Consider the following 19,619-nt stretch of genomic DNA (forward strand, 5'->3'; position numbering starts at 1 on the left):
GGGTCATAACGAAGGTCGGTGGATGAATAAATTGATGGTGGCGGCAGTCGTGGTGGGTGCGAGCCTGGTTGTGGGTACTCTGACGCCCGTGCAGGCCGTCGAACAGCATGCGCAGATAGCGAGACCGCGCGTTTATAAGGGTTTCGATGTGACGGTGACTCGGGTCGGTGAGCGGGTGACGGTGAATGGCGAAGCGGCGCGCAAACAGGAGTCGAATATGGATGCGGATGTGTTTATTCACGGCCCGTATCGGATTGTTTTTCATCGCCGCACCGGTAAAGTGAGGCTGATGAAAGATGGTCAATATCTGGGAGTTCTGAAGTAAGTCTGCGCGCTTGCCACTGACGCAGAATGACACATTTTTTTGCGTCGTTTTTTCCCCGGCATAATAATCGATTAGGTCGCCAGTTACGCCTCCCGGGCTAAAATCAGGCGACAGATATGACAAAGTATGACCAATCCCCGCCGCACCTCTCTGTGGCGACTACCCTTATCAGTACCTGCGCAACCGTGCGGGTGATTACGCTTTTCATCTACGTAATGCACTGTATCGTTCTCTCAACTGGAGGTCAGTAATGGCAAACCATCGTGGCGGTTCAGGCAATTTTGCCGAAGACCGTGAAAGAGCATCAGAAGCAGGTCGTAAGGGGGGCCAGCATAGCGGAGGGAATTTTAAAAACGATCCCCAACGCGCCTCAGAAGCGGGTAAAAAAGGAGGGAAAAATATCCATGGCAGTCACCGCGGTAGCTAGCGATGAATGAAAGGTTAGCGTTTCTCCAAGCCGCCGGTTAACCCGGCGGTTTCTTTTTTTGCCGCCAGCCCGCAAAATAGCTATTGATGCCGTAAATAAAAAGGAGAGGGCGCATGGCTCAGGATGCAGTAAAGAAGAGTGGCAAACGTTCGCAGGCGGTGAGCGCCAAGAAACAGGCCATTCTTACCGCCGCGCTGAATACCTTTTCGCAGTATGGGATCCACGGCACGCGCCTCGAGCAGGTGGCGGAACAGGCCGGGGTTTCAAAAACTAATCTGCTGTACTATTTCCCGTCTAAAGAGGCGCTTTACGTCGCCGTGATGCAGCAAATTCTCGATATCTGGCTGGCGCCGCTGAAGGCGTTTCGCGAAGATTTGGCGCCGCTGGTGGCTATCAAAGAGTATATCCGCCTCAAGCTCGAGGTTTCCCGCGACTACCCGCAGGCGTCTAAGCTGTTCTGCCTGGAAATGCTGCAGGGCGCGCCGTTGGTAATGGATGAACTGACCGGGGATTTGAAAGCGCTGGTGGCGGATAAATCGGCGATTATCGCCGCGTGGGTTCACGCGGGCAAACTTGCGCCCATCGACCCGCACCATCTGATATTTATGATCTGGGCCACCACTCAGCACTATGCGGATTTTGCCACTCAGGTGGAGGCGGTTACCGGTAAAACGCTGCGTGATGAAACCTTCTTCCAGCAGACCGTCGAAAACGTCCAGCGGATCATCATCGACGGTATTCGCGTGCGTTAGTTCGCCGGCGGTAGCGGGCAGCTCAGGTCACCTTCCTCGCATTGTAGCAGCGAAGCCAGATACGCTTCGCGCTCCTCGGTCTTATCCGCCAGACACTGGCTGTGAATCATTGGCTGAATGCTGCCACCTTCGGTACCAGAACTGATAAAGGCGCAGTCCGCATCACGCAGGGTAATCCACGCGGTTTGCGCTTTTTTCAGTAATTCGCGCTGAGCGGGCTGGGCACGCTTGAGCACATCCTGCCAGGTCTGGTTCAGTTTTTTGTCGGCAGCCTGATACTGGTTGGCCGCGCAGGCGTTGATATCGGCCTGAGTGCTGGCGCTGGCGCAATCGTCCGCCAGCGCGGAGCCGCTTGCCAGCAGCAGGGCAAGAGCCGGTAATGCACGTTTCATTGATTTACTCCCCAAAGATATTCAGTCAAACCCGATAGGCTCAGGATATAACACGATTTTACCGCGGAATCTCCTCCAACCACCGTGCGTTTTTCTGAAAATGAAAGCTAACGCAACGATCGAATAGACGCGTCTGGGGTAGAAGGTTGATTATCGTCTGTTGGCTGCGGGCATTGGGTGAATAAAGGGAGATTATCAGTGATGTCTGGCGTGGAAACTCCGGTGAAGTTGGGGCTATATACCCTGGCCTGGCCGATATTTGTTGAACAACTGCTGCGGCTGATGCTGGGCTACGTCAGCGTATTTATGCTGGGGCATTATTCGGATGAGGCTGTTGCCGCCACCGGCGTCGCCAACCAAATTTTAGCCATCTCGGTTATCTTCTACGGTTTCCTGACCGTCGGCGTGCAGATCGTGGTGGCGCAGCTTATCGGCGCTAAACGCTTTAAGCGTGTGGAACGGGTTATCACCAACGGGTTGGCGGTGGCGTTCTTAATCGGCGTGGCGATGAGCCTGATCTTCGTGTTCCTCGGCGACACTTTCCTGCGGTTGCTCGGGTTGAGCGAGCAACTCGTGGTGGTGGGCTCGCCGTTCATTCGCATCATCGGCGGCATTTCGGTCGTTATCGCCCTTTATTCCTCTATCCTGCCAATTTTGCGTACCCACGGCTATGTGCGTCAGGCGATGGTAGTGCCGATTACGGTAAGTCTGGTCAACGTCGTACTTAACTATCTGTTTCTTTACGGTAAGCTCAGTTTTCTCGGCCTTGGCGTCACCGGTGTCGGCATCTCCGTCTGTATTGCCAACATCATTGGCATGCTGTTATCGGCATGGATGTTGAGAAAATATATCGGCTATACCTTTCACTGGCACAAATTACGGCAGTGTTCGCGCAAGATGTTGGGGGCGATATTGCGCTACGGCTTGCCGTCTGCGGGGGAGAATCTATCCTACGCAGGTTCACAGCTGGTGGTCACCGCGATTATCGCTTTTCTCGGCACCGAGGCGCTGACTACCAAGGTCTACGCGTCGACAATAAGCCAGTTTGTGGCGCTGTTTGCTATTTCTATTGGTCAGGCTTCGCAGATTATTATTGGCCGGGCGGTGGGGGCCGGGGAAACGGATGCTGCCTACCAGCAGGGGTTAAGAAGCTGGCGTCTGGGGCTGATGGTGGCGCTGATAATCAGCGTGGTCATTTATCTGTTTGCCGAGCCGATTATGCGGCTGTTTACCGTTAACCTTGAGGTCATTGCGCTGACCAAGCGGTTGTTTATGTTTTCTATTTTGCTGGAGCTTGGACGGGCGACCAATATTATTGTCATCAGTAGCCTCAACGCTACCGGCGACGTTCGCTTTCCGTTTATCTGCGGGATTATCGTGATGTGGATTGTCAGCCTGCCGTTCTCGTATTTGCTCGGCATCTACGTCGGTCTGGGGCTGGTGGGGGTGTGGCTGGCATATATTATTGATGAGGGGTTACGGGCGATGCTGATGTATCGGCGTTGGCGTAGCCGGGTGTGGACTACCAAGTCGATGTTTTAACAACAACCTGCAGATGCCGTAATGCCAGTTGGTTAAGTGATATTTCGTTCAGCTTTCCAGCCGGTTGCGCTCCTGATTTATCTCTCGCCCTATAATCTGAATGGCGCAAGGAGCGCGCAGGGGGCGGACAATTGCCTCCGCCCCCTGCACCCCCGCGCTCTGGCGGCAGAATCGCCGCTACGCGGTACCCTCAGCTTATGCCTTCCGGCTTTCGGGTCGGGCGCGAGGTAACATCCCTGTAAAACCGCGCCCTCAGCCCACATCCCTGTGGGCTGCCCCGGCCTTCAGGCAACTCCTCGGCGATTCAGACGCCACCTATGCCGCTTCCGTTTTTTAGCTAAAAACAAAAATTGAAGTCGCTGGAACCGATGAGTCCCCGCTTGAAATCGGTGAGCCGGAGAATGGAAGACAAGGTCAGTCCGCCAGGGATGGCGGACTGAGGCGAACCGAGACAGGCGGTCGAGTTGAGCCGTGCCGCAGGCTGGAATTCGCAGGCGAACGCAGTGCGAAGCACCGATTTCGCCGCGGGGCCGCGGGGATTGCAAAGGGGGGCGCGGCGCCCCCCTTAGCCCGTTCACTGATACTGTTGTTTCATGTTCTGCAAAACATAAAGTGAACGGAATATTGCACCTAACTTAACCAATAGTCATCAGACTGGCGTTACCACCTGCCGCTGCGGTATTCACGCTAAGCGAACGCTCGTGATACAGACGCTCAAGCAGCAGGTTTGTTTCCCCGCGCGCAAAGCCCTGCACCGACACGATAGCGCCATCGCGCGCTGCCACCAGTTCGCACAGTTCACGAAGCTGATCGGAGTCGCCGTGGTAGATAACCGCATCGAAGAACGCGTTCATTACGGCATCTGGTTTCGCAAAGTGCAGGCGCTCGGTCACTGCTTTTGGCAGCGATTTCGCCAACTCGCGCTGCAATGGCGCGTCGGTCCATAGCACTTCACTGCCTACCGCCAGCACCGCCGCCAGCTGCGTCAGCAGATCCATCTCATTATCAGCAATACACAGTACGCGTTCACGCGGAAGAAGCGTCCAGGTGTTGCGCTCACCGGTTGGACCCGGCAGCACGCGCTGGGTACCGGCCTGCGCAAGTTCGCTGTATTGCTTACTGAGTGTGAGCAGTTCCGGACGATTTGCCAGCCAGCCCTGCAGTTCGGTCAGCGGTTTCTCCAGCAGCGTTTTCAACTGAGTATCAACAACCTGACCGGCATCCTGACGCGCCAGGGTGGTCGCCAGTGCGGTTTCCGGACGGCTTGCCAGCAGACGATACAGGTACATCGGGCCGCCGGCTTTCGGGCCGGTACCAGAGAGACCTTCGCCGCCGAACGGCTGCACGCCAACCACGGCACCGACCATATTGCGGTTCACGTACAGGTTGCCCACTTTAGCGCTACCGGTCACCTGGGCGATGGTTTCGTCGATACGGGTGTGAACGCCCAGCGTCAGGCCATAGCCGGAGTCATTAATCTGGCCGATCAGCGCATCGAGCTGGTTACGGCTGTAGCGCACCACGTGCAGTACCGGGCCGAAGACTTCTTTTTTCAGCTCGTCGAAACTGTCGAGTTCAATCAGCGTTGGCGGAATAAAGGTGCCGCTCTGCCATTCGCGGCTGTCATCGGCATTCTCGCGTGCGGCCTGGAATACCTTACGACCTTTGGCGCGCATCGCCTGAATGTGATTCTCAATACCCGCTTTGGCTTCGGCATCAATCACCGGCCCAATATCGGTAGTCAGGCGGCCCGGGTTGCCCATCCGGCATTCGGCCATCGCGCCGCGCAGCATGGTCAGCGTGTGATCGGCAATGTCGTCCTGCAGACAGAGAATACGCAGCGCCGAGCAGCGCTGTCCGGCGCTATCGAAGGCGGAAGCCACCACATCCACCACCACCTGCTCGGTGAGCGCTGAAGAGTCGACGATCATCGCGTTCATCCCGCCGGTTTCAGCGATAAGCGGCGTAGGGCGACCCTGCGCATCGAGACGGGTGGCGATATTACGCTGGAGCAGGGTGGCGACATCGGTAGAACCGGTGAACATCACCCCGCGAACGCGGGCGTCGGCGGTTAATTTTGCACCGACGGTTTCGCCGCGGCCTGGCAGCAGTTGCACAACCCCTGGCGGCACACCGGCTTCCAGCAGCAGCGCGATACCCTGCGCGGCGATAAGCGGCGTCTGTTCGGCCGGTTTTGCCAGCACGCTGTTACCGGCGGCGAGAGCGGCGGCAATCTGACCCATAAAGATCGCCAGCGGGAAGTTCCACGGGCTGATACAAACGACCGGGCCTAACGGACGGTGGGTTTCATTATCGAAGTCATCGCGGACCTGGCCTGCGTAGTAGTGCAGGAAATCGACGGCTTCGCGGACTTCCGCGATGGCGTTGCTGAAGGTTTTCCCGGCTTCACGCACCAGAATCCCCATCAGCGGTTGCATCTGATCTTCCATCAGGATCGCAGCGCGTTCGAGAATTGCAGCGCGCTCTTGTGGCGGGGTAGCAAACCAGATTGGCGCGTTATTCACCGCGCTTTCCAGCGCCTGTTCCACTTCACTTTCGCTGGCTTCGCGGACATAGCCAACCACATCTCTCGGTTCAGCCGGGTTAACGACGGCCATCATGTTGCCGTCTGCAACCGGATGCTCAAGCATTGGTTTGGCTGACCATTTTTGCAGCGCGCTGTTGAGCAGCGAAGAAGACAGTGAGGCCAGGCGGTGTTCGTTGGCCAGATCCAGACCGGAGGAGTTCACCCGGCCATTGCCGTATAGGTCGCGCGGCAGCGGAATTTTCGGGTGCGGCAGACCGGCAGCACCTTCCTGCAGGGCCATTTTTTCAACCGCCAGCACCGGGTCGGCAACCAGTTCATCCAGCGGCAGGCTGCTGTCGGCGATACGGTTAACGAACGAGGTGTTGGCGCCGTTTTCCAGCAGACGACGCACCAGATAGGCCAGCAGAGTTTCATGGGTGCCGACCGGCGCATAGATACGGCACGGACGGTTCAGCTTGCCATCGGCCACTTTACCAACCACCTGCTCATACAGCGGCTCACCCATGCCGTGCAGGCACTGGAACTCGTACTGTCCTGGGTAGTAGTTTTGCCCGGCCAACTGATAAATCGCCGCCAGGGTGTGGGCGTTATGGGTGGCGAACTGCGGGTAGATAAGGCTTGGTACGCCCAGCAGCTTTTTGGCACAGGCCAGGTAGGAGACGTCGGTGTACACCTTGCGGGTATAGACCGGGTAGCCTTCAAGGCCGTCCATCTGCGCGCGTTTAATTTCGCTATCCCAGTACGCGCCTTTCACCAAACGGATCATCAGGCGGCGACGGCTGCGGGTGGCAAGATCAATCAGATAATCAATGACGAACGGGCAGCGTTTCTGGTAGGCCTGAATAACAAAGCCGATACCGTTCCAGCCGGCCAGTTCCGGTTCAAAGCACAGTTTTTCCAGCAGATCGAGGGAGATCTCCAGACGGTCAGCTTCTTCGGCGTCAATGTTAATGCCGATATCGTACTGGCGCGCCAGCAGGGTCAGCGACTTCAGGCGCGGGTACAGCTCTTCCATCACCCGGTCATACTGCGCGCGGCTGTAGCGCGGATGCAGGGCAGACAGTTTGATAGAGATCCCCGGACCTTCATAGATGCCGCGGCCGTTAGAGGCTTTACCAATGGCGTGAATGGCCTGCTGATAAGAGACCATATAGGCCTGAGCATCGGCGGCGGTCAGCGCGGCTTCGCCCAGCATGTCGTAGGAGTAGCGGAAGCCTTTATCTTCGAGCTTACGGGCGTTGGCCAACGCTTCGGCAATGGTCTCGCCGGTGACGAACTGCTCACCCATCAGGCGCATCGCCATGTCCACGCCTTTGCGTACCAGCGGCTCTCCGCTTTTACCGATGATCCGGTTCAGCGAGCGCGACAGGCTGGTTTCATTGTGGGTGGAGACCAGTTTGCCGGTAAACAGCAGGCCCCAGGTGGCGGCATTGACGAACAGCGACGGGCTGCGGCCAATATGCGACTGCCAGTTACCGTTGCTGATTTTGTCGCGAATTAACGCATCGCGGGTGGCTTTGTCCGGAATACGCAGCAGCGCTTCGGCAAGGCACATCAGCGCCACGCCTTCCTGTGAGGAGAGGGAGAACTCTTGCAGCAGGCTCTGCACCATACCGGCGCGGCCGCTGGCGGTTTTCTGATTACGCAGTTTTTCGGCCAGCGTCCAGGCCAGCTGGTGCGCTTGTTCAGCAATCGGCTGGGGTAAACGAGCCTGTTCCATCAGCATCGGCACGGCGTCGGTTTCGCTACGGCGCCAGGCGGCTGTTATCGCGGCGCGGGTGACGGATTGCGGCAGGATCTGTTCGGCGAACTCAAGGAACGGCTGGTGATTCTCTTCGACCGCAGGCGCGGTTTCTTCGCTTTCATTGGCAGCACCGGAGAGCAGGGCCGGCAGCTCCGGCAGAGTTTCATTATTTTCCAGCTTTTCCAGATAGTTAAAAATTGCCTGCTTGATGAGCCAGTGAGGGGTGCGATCGATTCGTGTCGCCGCGCTCTTAATGCGCTCACGGGTTGCGTCATCCAGCTTAACACCCATGGTGGTGGTGCCCATGCCATCTACTCCTGTTGCTTGGTTATCTTATTTAATTGCGTAACAGGAATATCCATCATGTTGCAACTTTGTGCAACCGTGTTAAATGTGATGTCCGTTGCAGGGTTAAAAATGAATTGAATGTTAATGGCAAAACTTATGATAAGTGCGCCAGTAAGCTCGCCGGAAAACGTTATTTTATGCGCTACTTAACACTTATTCGTGGTGCAACCTGAAAAAGCGTGAGAGAGTGCAACCTATAGAAAAATGCTCTGATTGCAGTGATGCATTCAATGTAAATGCAGTGTTAAATCATTTGTGAAAAAATTCAGCTTCCGTCAGGATACGGTCGCCTCAAATTATTGCCCCGTTCCGGCAATGATAAAAACGGCAAACTGGGATATTGCCGATAAATAAGAGCCTATCGGGATAGGTTTAAATTCTGGAGACTGTAATGACTATTAGCACACCGATGTTGGTGACCTTTCTTGTTTATATTTTTGGCATGATCCTCATTGGCTTTTTCGCCTGGCGTAACACCAAAAACTTTGATGATTATATTCTTGGCGGCCGCAGTTTAGGGCCATTCGTGACTGCGCTGTCTGCTGGTGCTTCTGATATGAGCGGCTGGCTGCTGATGGGCCTGCCGGGAGCCATTTTCATCGCCGGTATTTCGGAAAGCTGGATTGCCATCGGTCTGACCGCTGGCGCGTGGATCAACTGGAAACTGGTGGCTGGACGCCTGCGCGTACACACCGAAGCCAACAATAACGCCTTAACGCTGCCGGACTATTTTACCGGCCGCTTTGAAGATAATAGCCGCGTCCTGCGTATTATCTCGGCGCTGGTGATTTTGCTGTTCTTCACCATTTACTGTGCTTCCGGCATCGTAGCGGGGGCGCGTCTGTTTGAAAGCACCTTCGGCATGAGCTACGAAACGGCGCTGTGGGCCGGTGCCGCCGCGACCATTCTGTATACCTTTATCGGCGGTTTCCTCGCGGTAAGCTGGACCGATACGGTGCAGGCTAGCCTGATGATTTTCGCGCTGATCCTGACGCCGGTTATGGTTATTTTCGCCGTCGGCGGCATGGGTGATTCGCTGGAAGTGATTAAGCAAAAGAGCATTGAGAACGTGGATATGCTCAAAGGGCTGAACTTCGTGGCTATCATCTCCTTGATGGGTTGGGGTCTGGGCTACTTCGGTCAGCCGCATATCCTGGCGCGCTTTATGGCGGCAGATTCCCACCACAGCATCGTCCACGCACGCCGCATCAGCATGACCTGGATGATCCTCTGCCTCGCCGGTGCGGTGGCGGTAGGCTTCTTCGGTATTGCTTACTTCCAGAACAACCCTGCGCTGGCAGGCCCGGTGAGTCAAAACGCCGAGCGCGTGTTTATCGAGCTGGCGCAGATTCTGTTTAACCCATGGATTGCCGGTATCCTGCTGTCCGCGATTCTGGCGGCGGTAATGTCGACTTTAAGCTGCCAGCTGCTGGTGTGCTCAAGTGCGATTACCGAAGATCTGTACAAAGCGTTTCTGCGTAAAAACGCCAGCCAGAAAGAGCTGGTGTGGGTAGGGCGCTTTATGGTGCTGGTGGTGGCGCTGGTGGCTATTGCGCTGGCGGCAAACCCAGAAAACCGCGTGCTGGGCCTGGTGAGCTACGCATGGGCAGGCTTCGGTGCGGCGTTTGGACCGGTAGTGTTGTTCTCGGTGATGTGGTCGCGTATGACCCGCAACGGTGCGCTGGCAGGGATGATTATCGGTGCGCTGACCGTGATTATCTGGAAACAGTTTGCCTGGCTGGGACTGTATGAAATCATCCCGGGCTTTATCTTTGGCAGCATCGGGATTGTGGTGTTCAGTCTGCTGGGCAAGGCGCCATCGGCCAGTATGCAGGAGCGTTTTGCTAAAGCGGATGCGCATTATCACTCGGCACCGCCGTCGCGTTTGCAGGAAGAGTAAGCTCAAGCCCGCTGAGGGCGTAATGCTGGTTAGTTAAGCATAAAACTCCGTTCACTTTATGTTTTGTAGAATATGAAGCATTAGCATCAGTGAACGGGCTAAGGGGGGCGCCGCGCCCCCCTTTGCAATCCCCGCGGCCCCGCGGTGAAATCGGTGCTTCGCACTGCGTTCGCCTGCGAACTCCAGCCTGCGGCACGTCGAAACTCGACATCCTGTCTCGGTTCGCCTCAGTCCGCCATCCCTGGCGTACTGACCTTGTCTTCCATTCTCGGCTCACCGATTTCAAGCGGGGACTCATCGGTTCCAGCGACTTCGATTTTTGCTTTTAGCGAAAAGACTACAGCGGCATGGGTGGCGTCTGAATCGCCGAAGCGTTGTCTGGAGGCCGGGGCAGCCCACAGGGATGTGGGCTGAGGGCGCGTTTTACAGGGATGTTACCTCGCGCCCGACCCGGAAGCCGGAAGGCATAAGTTGAGGGTACCGCGCAGCGGCGATTCTGCCGCCAGAGCGCGGGGGTGCAGGGGGCAGGGCAATTGTCCGCCCCTTGCGCCACTCAGGTTATAGGGCATGAGATAAACAAGGAGCGCAACCGGCTGCGAATCTGAACGGAATTGGGTGCGCAACTCCCCGCGTTATGCTGATTGTGCGTTTGTGTATTCCCGCCTTAGTCTGCTAGTGATAATTAGCGCAACTATTTATTCGCTATCCTTTTACATCTCGTCATTATTTCCCACACATTTCACTTGTGTTTCTTTTTGGCTTAATGATAATCACTATCACTCACATTTACCTGTCTTTGCAAAAGTTGACGGCGTTTCACATTTAAGGATGTCTGCATGTTTGTTCCTTTTCTCATTATGTTGCGAGAAGGGCTGGAAGCGGCGCTGATTGTCAGCCTGATTGCCAGCTATTTGAAGCGCACTCAACGCGGTCGCTGGATTGGCGTTATGTGGATTGGCGTGATCCTCGCTGCCGCGCTGTGCTTAGGGCTGGGTATCTTCATTAACGAAACCACCGGCGAATTCCCGCAAAAAGAGCAGGAGCTGTTTGAAGGGCTGGTGGCGGTCGTCGCCGTGGTCATTCTGACGTGGATGGTGTTTTGGATGCGTAAGGTCTCCCGCAACGTCAAACAACAGCTGGAGCAGGCGGTGGATAACGCGTTGCAAAAGGGCAATAACCACGGCTGGGCGCTGATAATGATGGTCTTTTTCGCCGTGGCGCGTGAAGGGCTCGAATCAGTCTTCTTCCTGTTGGCTGCGTTCCAGCAGGATCTCGGTATCTGGCCGCCGTTGGGCGCAATTCTCGGACTGGCTACGGCCATCGTGCTGGGCTTCTTGCTGTATTGGGGCGGTATCCGCCTGAATCTCGGCGTCTTCTTCCGCTGGACCAGCCTGTTTATTCTGCTGGTGGCGGCAGGTCTGGCGGCGGGGGCAATTCGCGCCTTCCATGAAGCCGGGCTGTGGAACGCTTTCCAGGATGTCGCTTTCGACCTGAGCGGCACCCTGACGACGCATTCGCTTTTCGGCACGTTGCTGGAAGGCATCTTTGGTTATCAGGAAGCGCCGAGCGTCAGCGAAGTGGCGGTCTATTTCCTGTATCTGATTCCTGCGCTGGTGCTGTTCTTCTGGCCGCCGCGCGCAACGACATCAACATCACGTATCGCCCCATAAGGCTGATAACGGTTGCTTAGTGACTACAAACTTTATTGAAAGGGATGGAACATGACCAAGAACTTCCGCCGCAGCGCGTTGCAGACGGGCATTGCCGCACTCTTCTCGACCGCGTTTATGGCACAGGCTGCCGATATTCCGCAGGTTAAAGTAACGGTAAACGACAAACAGTGTGAACCGATGTCGATTACCGTCAACGCCGGTAAAACCCAGTTCATCATCCAGAACCATAGCCAGAAGGCGCTGGAGTGGGAGATCCTCAAAGGGGTGATGGTGGTGGAAGAGCGTGAAAACATCGCGCCGGGCTTCACCCAGAAGATGACCGCTAACCTGCAGCCGGGTGAATACGACATGACCTGCGGCCTGCTGACCAACCCGAAAGGCAAGCTGATTGTTAAAGGCAAAGCCACCGAAGATGCGGCAAAAGCCAATGCGCTGCTGGATCTCGGTGCCGCCATTACCGCCTATAAAGCCTACGTGACCGCCGAAACCGCTGAACTGGTAAAAGGCACCAAAGCCTTTACCGACGCGGTAAAAGCCGGCGATATCGAGAAAGCCAAATCGCTGTACGCGCCAACCCGTCAGCACTACGAGCGTATTGAACCGATTGCCGAGCTGTTCTCTGATCTTGACGGCAGCATCGACGCCCGTGAAGACGACTACGAGCAGAAAGCGGCGGATCCGAAATTCACCGGTTTCCACCGTCTGGAAAAAGCGCTGTTTGGCGACAACAGCGTCAAAGGCATGGAGCACTATGCTGACCAGCTCAATACCGATGTGCTGGAGCTGCAAAAACGCATCAGCGAGCTGGCGTTCCCACCATCAAAAGTGGTCGGCGGTGCGGCTGGCCTGATCGAAGAAGTGGCAGCAAGCAAAATCAGCGGTGAAGAAGACCGCTACAGCCACACCGACCTGTGGGATTTCCAGGCCAACATCGACGGCGCGCAGAAGATTGTTGACCTGCTGCGTCCACAGCTGCAAAAAGAAAACAGCGCGCTGCTGGCGAAAGTCGATGCCAACTTCAAGAAAGTTGACGCGATTCTGGCGAAGTACCGCACCAAAGACGGGTATGAAACCTACGACAAACTGACCGACGCTGACCGCAATGCGCTGAAAGGGCCGATCACCACACTGGCGGAAGATCTGGCGCAGCTGCGTGGGATCCTGGGTCTGGACTAAGCACCATGGCAAAGCAGCAGATTGACGACCTGAATGAACCATCACGTCGTCGTTTATTAAAAGGGATCGGCGCGCTGGGAGGCGCGCTGGCGATTTCCGGCGGTTGTCCGATGGCGCACGCGGCGAAAGCCAGCGACGCGCCAGCGGCTAACGCCAATAGCCGCATGGAAACGCAGCCATTTTATGGCGCACATCAGGCGGGCGTACTCACGCCGCAACAGGCCGCAATGATGCTGGTGGCATTTGACGTGCTGGCTGCGGATAAAAGCGACCTGGAGCGTCTGTTACGCTTGTTAACCGAGCGGATTGCGTTTCTGACTAAAGGCGGCCCGGCACCGGATACGCCAAACCCACGTCTGCCGCCAATGGATTCCGGTATTCTCGGGGCCTATATCGCCCCGGATAACCTGACCATGACGCTCTCCGTCGGTCATTCGCTGTTTGATACGCGTTTTGGGCTTGCCGATAAGGCACCGAAAAAGCTGCAAAAAATGACGCGTTTTCCCAACGACTCCCTCGATGCCGCCCTGTGTCACGGCGATCTGCTGCTGCAGATTTGTGCCAATACCCAGGATACGGTGATTCATGCGTTGCGCGATATCATCAAGCACACGCCGGATTTGCTCAGCGTGCGCTGGAAACGGGAAGGGTTTATCTCCGACCACGCGGCGCGCAGCAAGGGCAAAGAGACGCCGGTCAACCTGCTGGGCTTTAAAGACGGCACCGCCAACCCCGACGGCAGCAATAAAACGCTGATGGACGAGGTGGTGTGGGTCACCCGCGAGCAGGGTGAACCAGCGTGGGCGCTGGGCGGTTCCTACCAGGCGGTGCGAATTATCCAGTTCCACGTCGAGTTCTGGGATCGTACGCCGCTTAAAGAGCAGCAGACCATTTTTGGCCGCGATAAGCACAGCGGTGCGCCGCTGGGGATGAAGCTTGAGCACGATGTGCCGGACTACAGTCGCGACCCGGAAGGGGACGTGATTGCATTGGATAGCCATATTCGTCTGGCTAACCCGCGCACCAAAGAGACCGAGTCCAGCCTGATGATGCGCCGTGGCTATAGCTATTCGCTTGGCGTGACCAACTCCGGCCAGCTCGACATGGGGCTGCTGTTCGTTTGCTATCAGCATGACCTTGAAAAAGGCTTCCTGACGGTGCAGAAGCGGCTCAATGGTGAAGCGCTGGAGGAGTACGTGAAGCCGATTGGCGGCGGGTATTTCTTCGTGCTGCCCGGGGCGGCGTCTGAAAAGGCCTATTTGGGTAGCACGCTGTTGGAAGCGTGAGTATGTCCCGGCGGCGCTGCGCCGTCGGGAATTGCCAACACTTAAGAATATCGCCAGAAATCAGCACTTTTTTTTCATTTCTCCCCGTATTGACATAAAACTGCCACATAAGTGTCAGATGCTATCTCTACGAACTATAGTTATATTTATGTAAATTTTATGTTGCATGATTTGCGCTCTATGGTGTAAATAATAAGTAGAGCGGTAGTTCCCGACAGTGATGTAGTTTCACTATGGAGATCGCGAATGGTAGCGTCCTTGATTGGACTAAGCAGTACCTCAACCCGCACCATCCAGCGCGGAGGCCCCATCTCCGGCAGCGATTTCGTCACCCCAATTTTTCCCCCATGCAGAATTCAACTTGTAGTAAACGATGCCATGTCTGCTGCGCGTAGCCGTGCATTGGCATCATTTCGGCAGGCAGTTGCTATGGCTTACAAGGAAGCCAAACCTCAGACGTTCGTGCGCATAATCGTGCTGCTCTTAGCGCGTGTGATGTAAACCAACAACTCAAGGTGCTATCCATGGGAAGACAGAAAGCAGTGATCAAAGCTCATCGCGAAGCAAAACGTGTGCTGAGACGTGATTCACGCAGCCACAAACAACGTGAAGAAGAATCGGTCACCTCGCTTGTGCAGATGAGTGGCGTGGAAGCGATAGGCATGGCGCGGGACAGCCGCGACCACTCGCCAATTACTCCGCGTAATGAAGCTCAGGCCCATTATCTGAATGCTATCGAAAGTAAGCAGCTGATCTTCGCTACAGGCGAAGCGGGCTGTGGCAAAACCTGGATCAGCGCAGCGAAAGCTGCGGAGGCGTTGATACACAAGGATGTTAATAAAATCATCGTTACGCGTCCCGTTCTTCAGGCTGATGAAGACCTGGGATTCCTGCCCGGAGACATTTCGGAGAAATTCGCCCCGTATTTTCGTCCCGTCTATGACGTGCTGGTGAAACGACTGGGCTCCTCCTTTATGCAATATTGCCTACGCCCTGAAATCGGTAAGGTAGAGATCGCGCCGTTCGCCTATATGCGCGGACGTACCTTTGAAAATGCAGTGGTCATTCTTGATGAGGCTCAGAATGTCACCGCGTCGCAAATGAAGATGTTTTTAACCCGCCTCGGGGAGAACGTCACGGTCATCGTCAACGGCGATATCACCCAGTGTGATTTACCGCGCGGCGTTCAGTCTGGCTTGAGCGATGCGATGGCCCGCTTCGAAGAAGATGAGATGATAGGGATTGTACGTTTTACCAAAGACGACTGCGTACGCTCGGCGCTCTGCCAGCGCACGCTGAATGCCTATTACTAAGCGTTATCACCTCTGCAAAGCCCGGGAAACCGGGCTTTGTTGTTTCTGGCTGTTGTAAATGCAACAGCCTGCTGCCTCAGTTGTTGTATTTCATACTGCCCATCGCTCGTCATTAATCCTAACGTATTGAAAAATAACGCACATCAAGCTGGCATAAACCTTGCTATCAACACATATAACCTAATGGGTTAAAGAAGTGATAATTCATTCCATAAATAGATATGAATAAATATCAGATGGATACCTGCAATTGATTGTACGGATAACGTGAAAAGAGACGATGCTATGCCAGTAAACCAGGACGCTCCAGATTACACACAACACGCTCCTCATGCCCACCGCATTACCAGCGATGAGGAGGCCATCAGTATTGCGCATGAGATTGCCGCATTTCTGCAGACTGGCGCTTCTGAACGCGATCTCAGCGGTTTTGTTCCGCCGGAAGTGGTCAATACCTACTCCAACAGCGGCCTGTGGGGGATTACCGTGCCGCGTCGGTTTGGCGGTGCAGAAGTGTCTGCGGCCACGCTGGCGGCGGTGATTGCCATTATTTCGACGGCGGACCCGGCGCTGGGGCAAATCCCGCAAAACCACTACTGCCTGCTGGAAGATATTCGTTTGCAGGGCAGTGCGGAACAGCAGCAATTTTTCTTTGAACTGGCGCTGGCCGGTCATCGCTTTGCTAACGCGCTGTCGGAGACCGGCGGCAAGACGGTGCAGGATATCCAGACCCGGTTGACCAAAACCGCCGATGGCCTGCGAATCAATGGCCGTAAAGGCTATTGCACCGGCTCGCTGTATGCCCACTGGCTGGGGGTGCTGGCGCTGGATGAGGATGGGCGCGCCCAGCTCGCGTTTGTCCCCCGTCATTCTTCGGGGCTGACGGTGGTCAACGATTGGGCCTGCATAGGGCAGCGCACCACCTCCAGCGGCACGGTGCTGGTGGAGAATTTGCCGGTCGAGGCGTTCAACCTGATCCCCAGCTGGAAATCGTATGACACCCCGACGCTCGCCGGACCGTTTGCGCAGCTCACCACGGCGGCTATCGACTCCGGGATTGCCCGCGCGGCCCTCAATGACACGGTCAGCTTTGTGAATCAGTTTGCCCGTCCGTGGATTGATGCCAGCGTGGAGCGGGCAGGCGATGACCCGCTGACCATTTATCAGATTGGCGCGCTCGACAGCAAACTGGCCGCCGCCGATGCGCTGTTGGAGCAGGCGGGTAAAGTGTTGGACCGCTACAAGCATGATCTCAGCGAAGAGACGGTGGCGCTGGCTTCTGTCGCCGTGGCGCGCGCCAAAATCTTTACCACCGAAGCCGCTCTGGAGGCAGCGACACGGCTGTTTGAATTGGGCGGTACCCGCTCAACGCATCCGCGTTACAACTTTGACCGTCACTGGCGCAATGGCCGCGTGCATACGCTGCATGACCCGGTGCGCTGGAAATATCACCTGCTCGGCAACTGGGTGCTTAACGGCAAGCGTCCCGCTCGTCACGACTGGAACTAGGGAGAGACGATGTTCGCTTTTCTTGCCGGAATTGACTGGGGCGACGTGGCGGAAGCCGGGGTGGATACCGTCACCATGCTGGGCTGGGCGCTGGGTTTTACGGTGCTCATTGGGTTGCCGTTGGGTGTCATTCTCTATCTGACGGGGCAGCCGCGTCTGCTGTATGCGCCGCTGCTACATCGGGTGCTTTCCTTGCTGGTTAATGTGATGCGTTCATTACCATTCATCATTTTGCTGATTGTGATGATCCCACTGACGACCTTGATTACCGGCACGTCGTTGGGCGTGCAGGGCACGATTCCTCCGCTGGTGGCGGGCTGTGCGCCGTTTTTTGCCCGTCTGGTTGAAACCTCGCTGCGCGAGGTGGATCACGGACTGGTTGAGGCCAGTTGGGCCATGGGGGGAAGTACCTGGCAGCTTATCTGGTACACCCTGTTGCCGGAGTCGCGTTCCGGGCTGATTGCGGCGGTGACGGTCACCGCCATTGCTGGTGGACTACACCTCGATGGCCGGGGTCATTGGCGGCGGTGGGCTGGGGGATTTGGCCATCCGTTTTGGCTATCAACGCTTTCAAACCGACGTCATGGCGGTCACGGTGGTGTTGCTGATTGCGCTGGTACAGGTTTTACAAATGAGCGGCGACCGTCTGGTACGCCGAATGAGCCGTAAATAAGAATATCAACAGGATAAAACGATGAAAAAAACTGTGATTGCCGGGCTGCTGGCGCTGTTTTCTCTTTCCGCCGTTGCCAATGAAACGCTGGTGGTGGGGGCGACGCCGGTTCCCCATGCCGAAATTCTTGAGTTTGTGAAACCGGTGCTGGCGAAAGAGGGCGTCGATCTCAAGGTTAAGGTCTTTAACGACTTTATCCAGCCTAACCAGCAGCTGGCGGAGAAGAATCTTGATGCCAACTACTATCAATATCGCCCGTTCCTTGATGATTATAACAAGACGCGACACACCAATCTGGTGCCGGTAGTGGGTGTGCATATTGAGCCATTTGGTGCCTATTCGACCAAATATAAAAGCATCAAAGATCTTCCGGATGGCGCGACGATTGCGATCCCCAACGATCCGGTGAATACCGGGCGCGCGCTGGTGCTGCTGGCCGAAGCTGGGTTGATTACGCTGAAGAACCCGCAAGATCCGCAGTCGGCGGAAAAAGACATTACCGGTAATCCGCATCACTTCAAGATTCGCCCGCTCGAAGGGGCGATGCTGGCACGCGCGGTGAGTCAGGTGGATCTGGCGTTTATTTTCGCCAACTACGCGCTGGAAGCAGGCATTGATACCGACAAGGCGCTGATTGTGGAAAAAGGCAAAAGTCTGTACGTCGAATATTTGGTGGCTCGCCCGGACAATATTAACGACCCTGGCATTCAGAAGTTGGCAAAGGCGCTGAATTCAGACGCGGTGCGTCAGTTTATCCTGACCCGCTATCAGGGAAAAATTGTCCCTGGTTTTTAGGAGCACAAGCGATGACGCAGCATCCTCACATTCGGCTTAACGGCATCAGCAAAGCGTATCCCAATGGCGTTCAGGCGTTGCAGGACATCAGCCTGGATATTCAGGCCGGTGAGATTTTTGGCATTATTGGCCGCAGCGGTGCGGGGAAATCGACCCTGCTGCGCCTGTTTAATCGCCTGGAGAGCGCCGACCAGGGCGACATCACCATTAACGGCGTGGCGATAAATGGCGGAGGTCATGGACAATTACGTGATTTACGCCGCCGGGTGGCGATGATTTTTCAGCATTTCAATCTGATGTCGACCAAAACGGTGGCTGAGAACGTGGAGCTACCGCTGCGGATGGCGGGTATTCCCGCCGCCGAACGCCGTCGCCGCGTCGATGATATTTTGCGGCTGGTGGGGCTGGAGTCGTTACGCGATAGCTGGCCTTCCCGGCTTTCTGGGGGACAAAAACAGCGTACCGGCATTGCGCGGGCATTGGTGACTCAGCCGGAAATATTACTCTGTGATGAAGCCACTTCTGCGCTGGATCCGGAAAATACGCTGGCGGTGCTGAGCTTGCTTAAAGAGATTAACCAGCGCCTGGGGCTGACGATTATCCTGATTACCCATGAAATGGATGTGATCCGCACGCTATGCGATAAGGTGGCGGTGCTGGAAAAAGGCCAGATCGTTGAGCAGGGCGCAGTGTGGCAGGTGTTTGGCGATCCTCAGCATGAAGTCACCCGAGGGATGCTGGGCACATTGCATCACGGGCGAGCGGAGAATGCGGAACTGCTTACCGAAGGCCAGCAGCTGGTAACGCTGCATTTCAACGGTGCTAACGGGTTGGAGCCAAACCTGCGGGATATTGCTGGCGTGCTGGGTGGACGGAGCAGGCTTGTTTATAGCAGCTGTGAGCCTATTCAAGGACGCGTGGTGGGGCAGCTAAAAATCCGTATCGACGCCCCGCTGACGGCGGAGAGGCTCCGGCTGGCCGAACAGGTGGCAGATAGGATTGCGGTGCAGGGGGGAGTTTGATTGTAGAAGCGCTATTTTAGAGCCAGGATCCGGCTTTCTGCTATGAAGCCGGGTTTCTCACTCCGTCGGGGCGTGCAGCATGCGAAAAAAAAACCGTATTTGCGTACGAGCTCTTCTTAAAATATGGCGGTGAGGCGGGGATTGACTCGCTTTGCTCGCCCTGACGGGCAGCCAGCTCACTGCGTTCGCCGTCT

At 55.9% G+C, this 19,619-nt stretch carries 14 protein-coding genes and 1 pseudogene; 13 read left to right on the forward strand and 2 right to left on the reverse strand.

The window, feature by feature from the left end:
- The first annotated feature begins 22 nt into the window (after nucleotides 1–22).
- The 3 genes from ABOC97_RS22395 to rutR all read left to right on the forward strand — a co-directional run bounded on the left by ABOC97_RS22395 (nucleotide 23) and on the right by rutR (nucleotide 1,504).
- Nucleotides 23–325 carry a hypothetical protein gene (locus tag ABOC97_RS22395; protein WP_349601895.1) on the forward strand — a complete coding sequence of 101 codons (303 nt, stop codon included), beginning with the start codon at nucleotides 23–25 and terminating at the stop codon, nucleotides 323–325.
- A 250-nt stretch (nucleotides 326–575) separates the two neighbouring features.
- Complete coding sequence (locus ABOC97_RS22400; RefSeq protein ID WP_349601897.1) at nucleotides 576–752, forward strand: con-10 family general stress protein; 177 nt, start codon at nucleotides 576–578, stop codon at nucleotides 750–752.
- 113 nt (nucleotides 753–865) lie between these two features.
- Nucleotides 866–1,504, forward strand: coding sequence for an HTH-type transcriptional regulator RutR (rutR, locus tag ABOC97_RS22405; protein ID WP_349601899.1), 639 nt, complete (start codon nucleotides 866–868; stop codon nucleotides 1,502–1,504).
- On the opposite strand, the gene ABOC97_RS22410 is transcribed toward rutR, so the two are convergent.
- Nucleotides 1,501–1,896: a lysozyme inhibitor LprI family protein gene (locus ABOC97_RS22410; protein WP_234508668.1), complete on the reverse strand. Its 396-nt coding sequence runs from the start codon at nucleotides 1,894–1,896 to the stop codon at nucleotides 1,501–1,503. The two genes, rutR and ABOC97_RS22410, sit on opposite strands and share 4 nt — an antisense overlap.
- 201 nt (nucleotides 1,897–2,097) lie before the next feature.
- On the opposite strand from ABOC97_RS22410, the gene ABOC97_RS22415 reads away from it, so the two are divergent.
- Entirely contained in the window at nucleotides 2,098–3,438 is a 1,341-nt protein-coding gene (locus tag ABOC97_RS22415; RefSeq protein WP_349601901.1) for an MATE family efflux transporter, read from the forward strand.
- A 635-nt stretch (nucleotides 3,439–4,073) separates the two neighbouring features.
- Here the strand turns inward: ABOC97_RS22415 and putA are convergent.
- Entirely contained in the window at nucleotides 4,074–8,036 is a 3,963-nt protein-coding gene (gene putA, locus ABOC97_RS22420) for a trifunctional transcriptional regulator/proline dehydrogenase/L-glutamate gamma-semialdehyde dehydrogenase (RefSeq protein ID WP_349601903.1), read from the reverse strand.
- A 433-nt stretch (nucleotides 8,037–8,469) separates the two neighbouring features.
- On the opposite strand from putA, the gene putP reads away from it, so the two are divergent.
- The 9 genes and pseudogenes from putP to ABOC97_RS22465 all read left to right on the forward strand — a co-directional run bounded on the left by putP (nucleotide 8,470) and on the right by ABOC97_RS22465 (nucleotide 19,425).
- Entirely contained in the window at nucleotides 8,470–9,978 is a 1,509-nt protein-coding gene (putP, locus tag ABOC97_RS22425; protein ID WP_349601905.1) for a sodium/proline symporter PutP, read from the forward strand.
- Nucleotides 9,979–10,814: 836 nt separating this feature from the next.
- A complete protein-coding gene (efeU, locus tag ABOC97_RS22430; RefSeq protein ID WP_349601907.1) occupies nucleotides 10,815–11,648 on the forward strand; it encodes an iron uptake transporter permease EfeU in 834 nt (277 codons plus the stop codon).
- Between the two features lie 51 nt (nucleotides 11,649–11,699).
- Nucleotides 11,700–12,827 (forward strand): iron uptake system protein EfeO, encoded by a 1,128-nt coding sequence (efeO, locus tag ABOC97_RS22435; protein WP_349601909.1) that lies wholly within the window; start codon nucleotides 11,700–11,702, stop codon nucleotides 12,825–12,827.
- A 5-nt stretch (nucleotides 12,828–12,832) separates the two neighbouring features.
- Nucleotides 12,833–14,113, forward strand: coding sequence for an iron uptake transporter deferrochelatase/peroxidase subunit (gene efeB / locus ABOC97_RS22440; RefSeq protein ID WP_349601911.1), 1,281 nt, complete (start codon nucleotides 12,833–12,835; stop codon nucleotides 14,111–14,113).
- A gap of 524 nt (nucleotides 14,114–14,637) precedes the next feature.
- Nucleotides 14,638–15,426, forward strand: coding sequence for a phosphate starvation-inducible protein PhoH (gene phoH / locus ABOC97_RS22445; protein ID WP_234506875.1), 789 nt, complete (start codon nucleotides 14,638–14,640; stop codon nucleotides 15,424–15,426).
- Between the two features lie 285 nt (nucleotides 15,427–15,711).
- The gene (locus tag ABOC97_RS22450; RefSeq protein ID WP_349601913.1) at nucleotides 15,712–16,935 is read left to right on the forward strand and encodes an SfnB family sulfur acquisition oxidoreductase; all 1,224 of its coding nucleotides are present in this window, start codon (nucleotides 15,712–15,714) and stop codon (nucleotides 16,933–16,935) included.
- Between the two features lie 9 nt (nucleotides 16,936–16,944).
- Nucleotides 16,945–17,608 (forward strand): annotated as a pseudogene (locus ABOC97_RS22455) (methionine ABC transporter permease).
- Nucleotides 17,609–17,629: 21 nt separating this feature from the next.
- Nucleotides 17,630–18,403, forward strand: a complete 774-nt coding sequence (locus tag ABOC97_RS22460; protein ID WP_234506879.1) for a MetQ/NlpA family ABC transporter substrate-binding protein — start codon at nucleotides 17,630–17,632, stop codon at nucleotides 18,401–18,403.
- 11 nt (nucleotides 18,404–18,414) lie between these two features.
- Complete coding sequence (locus ABOC97_RS22465; protein ID WP_349601915.1) at nucleotides 18,415–19,425, forward strand: methionine ABC transporter ATP-binding protein; 1,011 nt, start codon at nucleotides 18,415–18,417, stop codon at nucleotides 19,423–19,425.
- Nucleotides 19,426–19,619 lie beyond the last annotated feature (194 nt).

The sequence above is a fragment of the Kluyvera huaxiensis genome (assembly GCF_040149365.1).
Taxonomy (GTDB): Bacteria; Pseudomonadota; Gammaproteobacteria; order Enterobacterales; family Enterobacteriaceae; genus Kluyvera; species Kluyvera intermedia_A.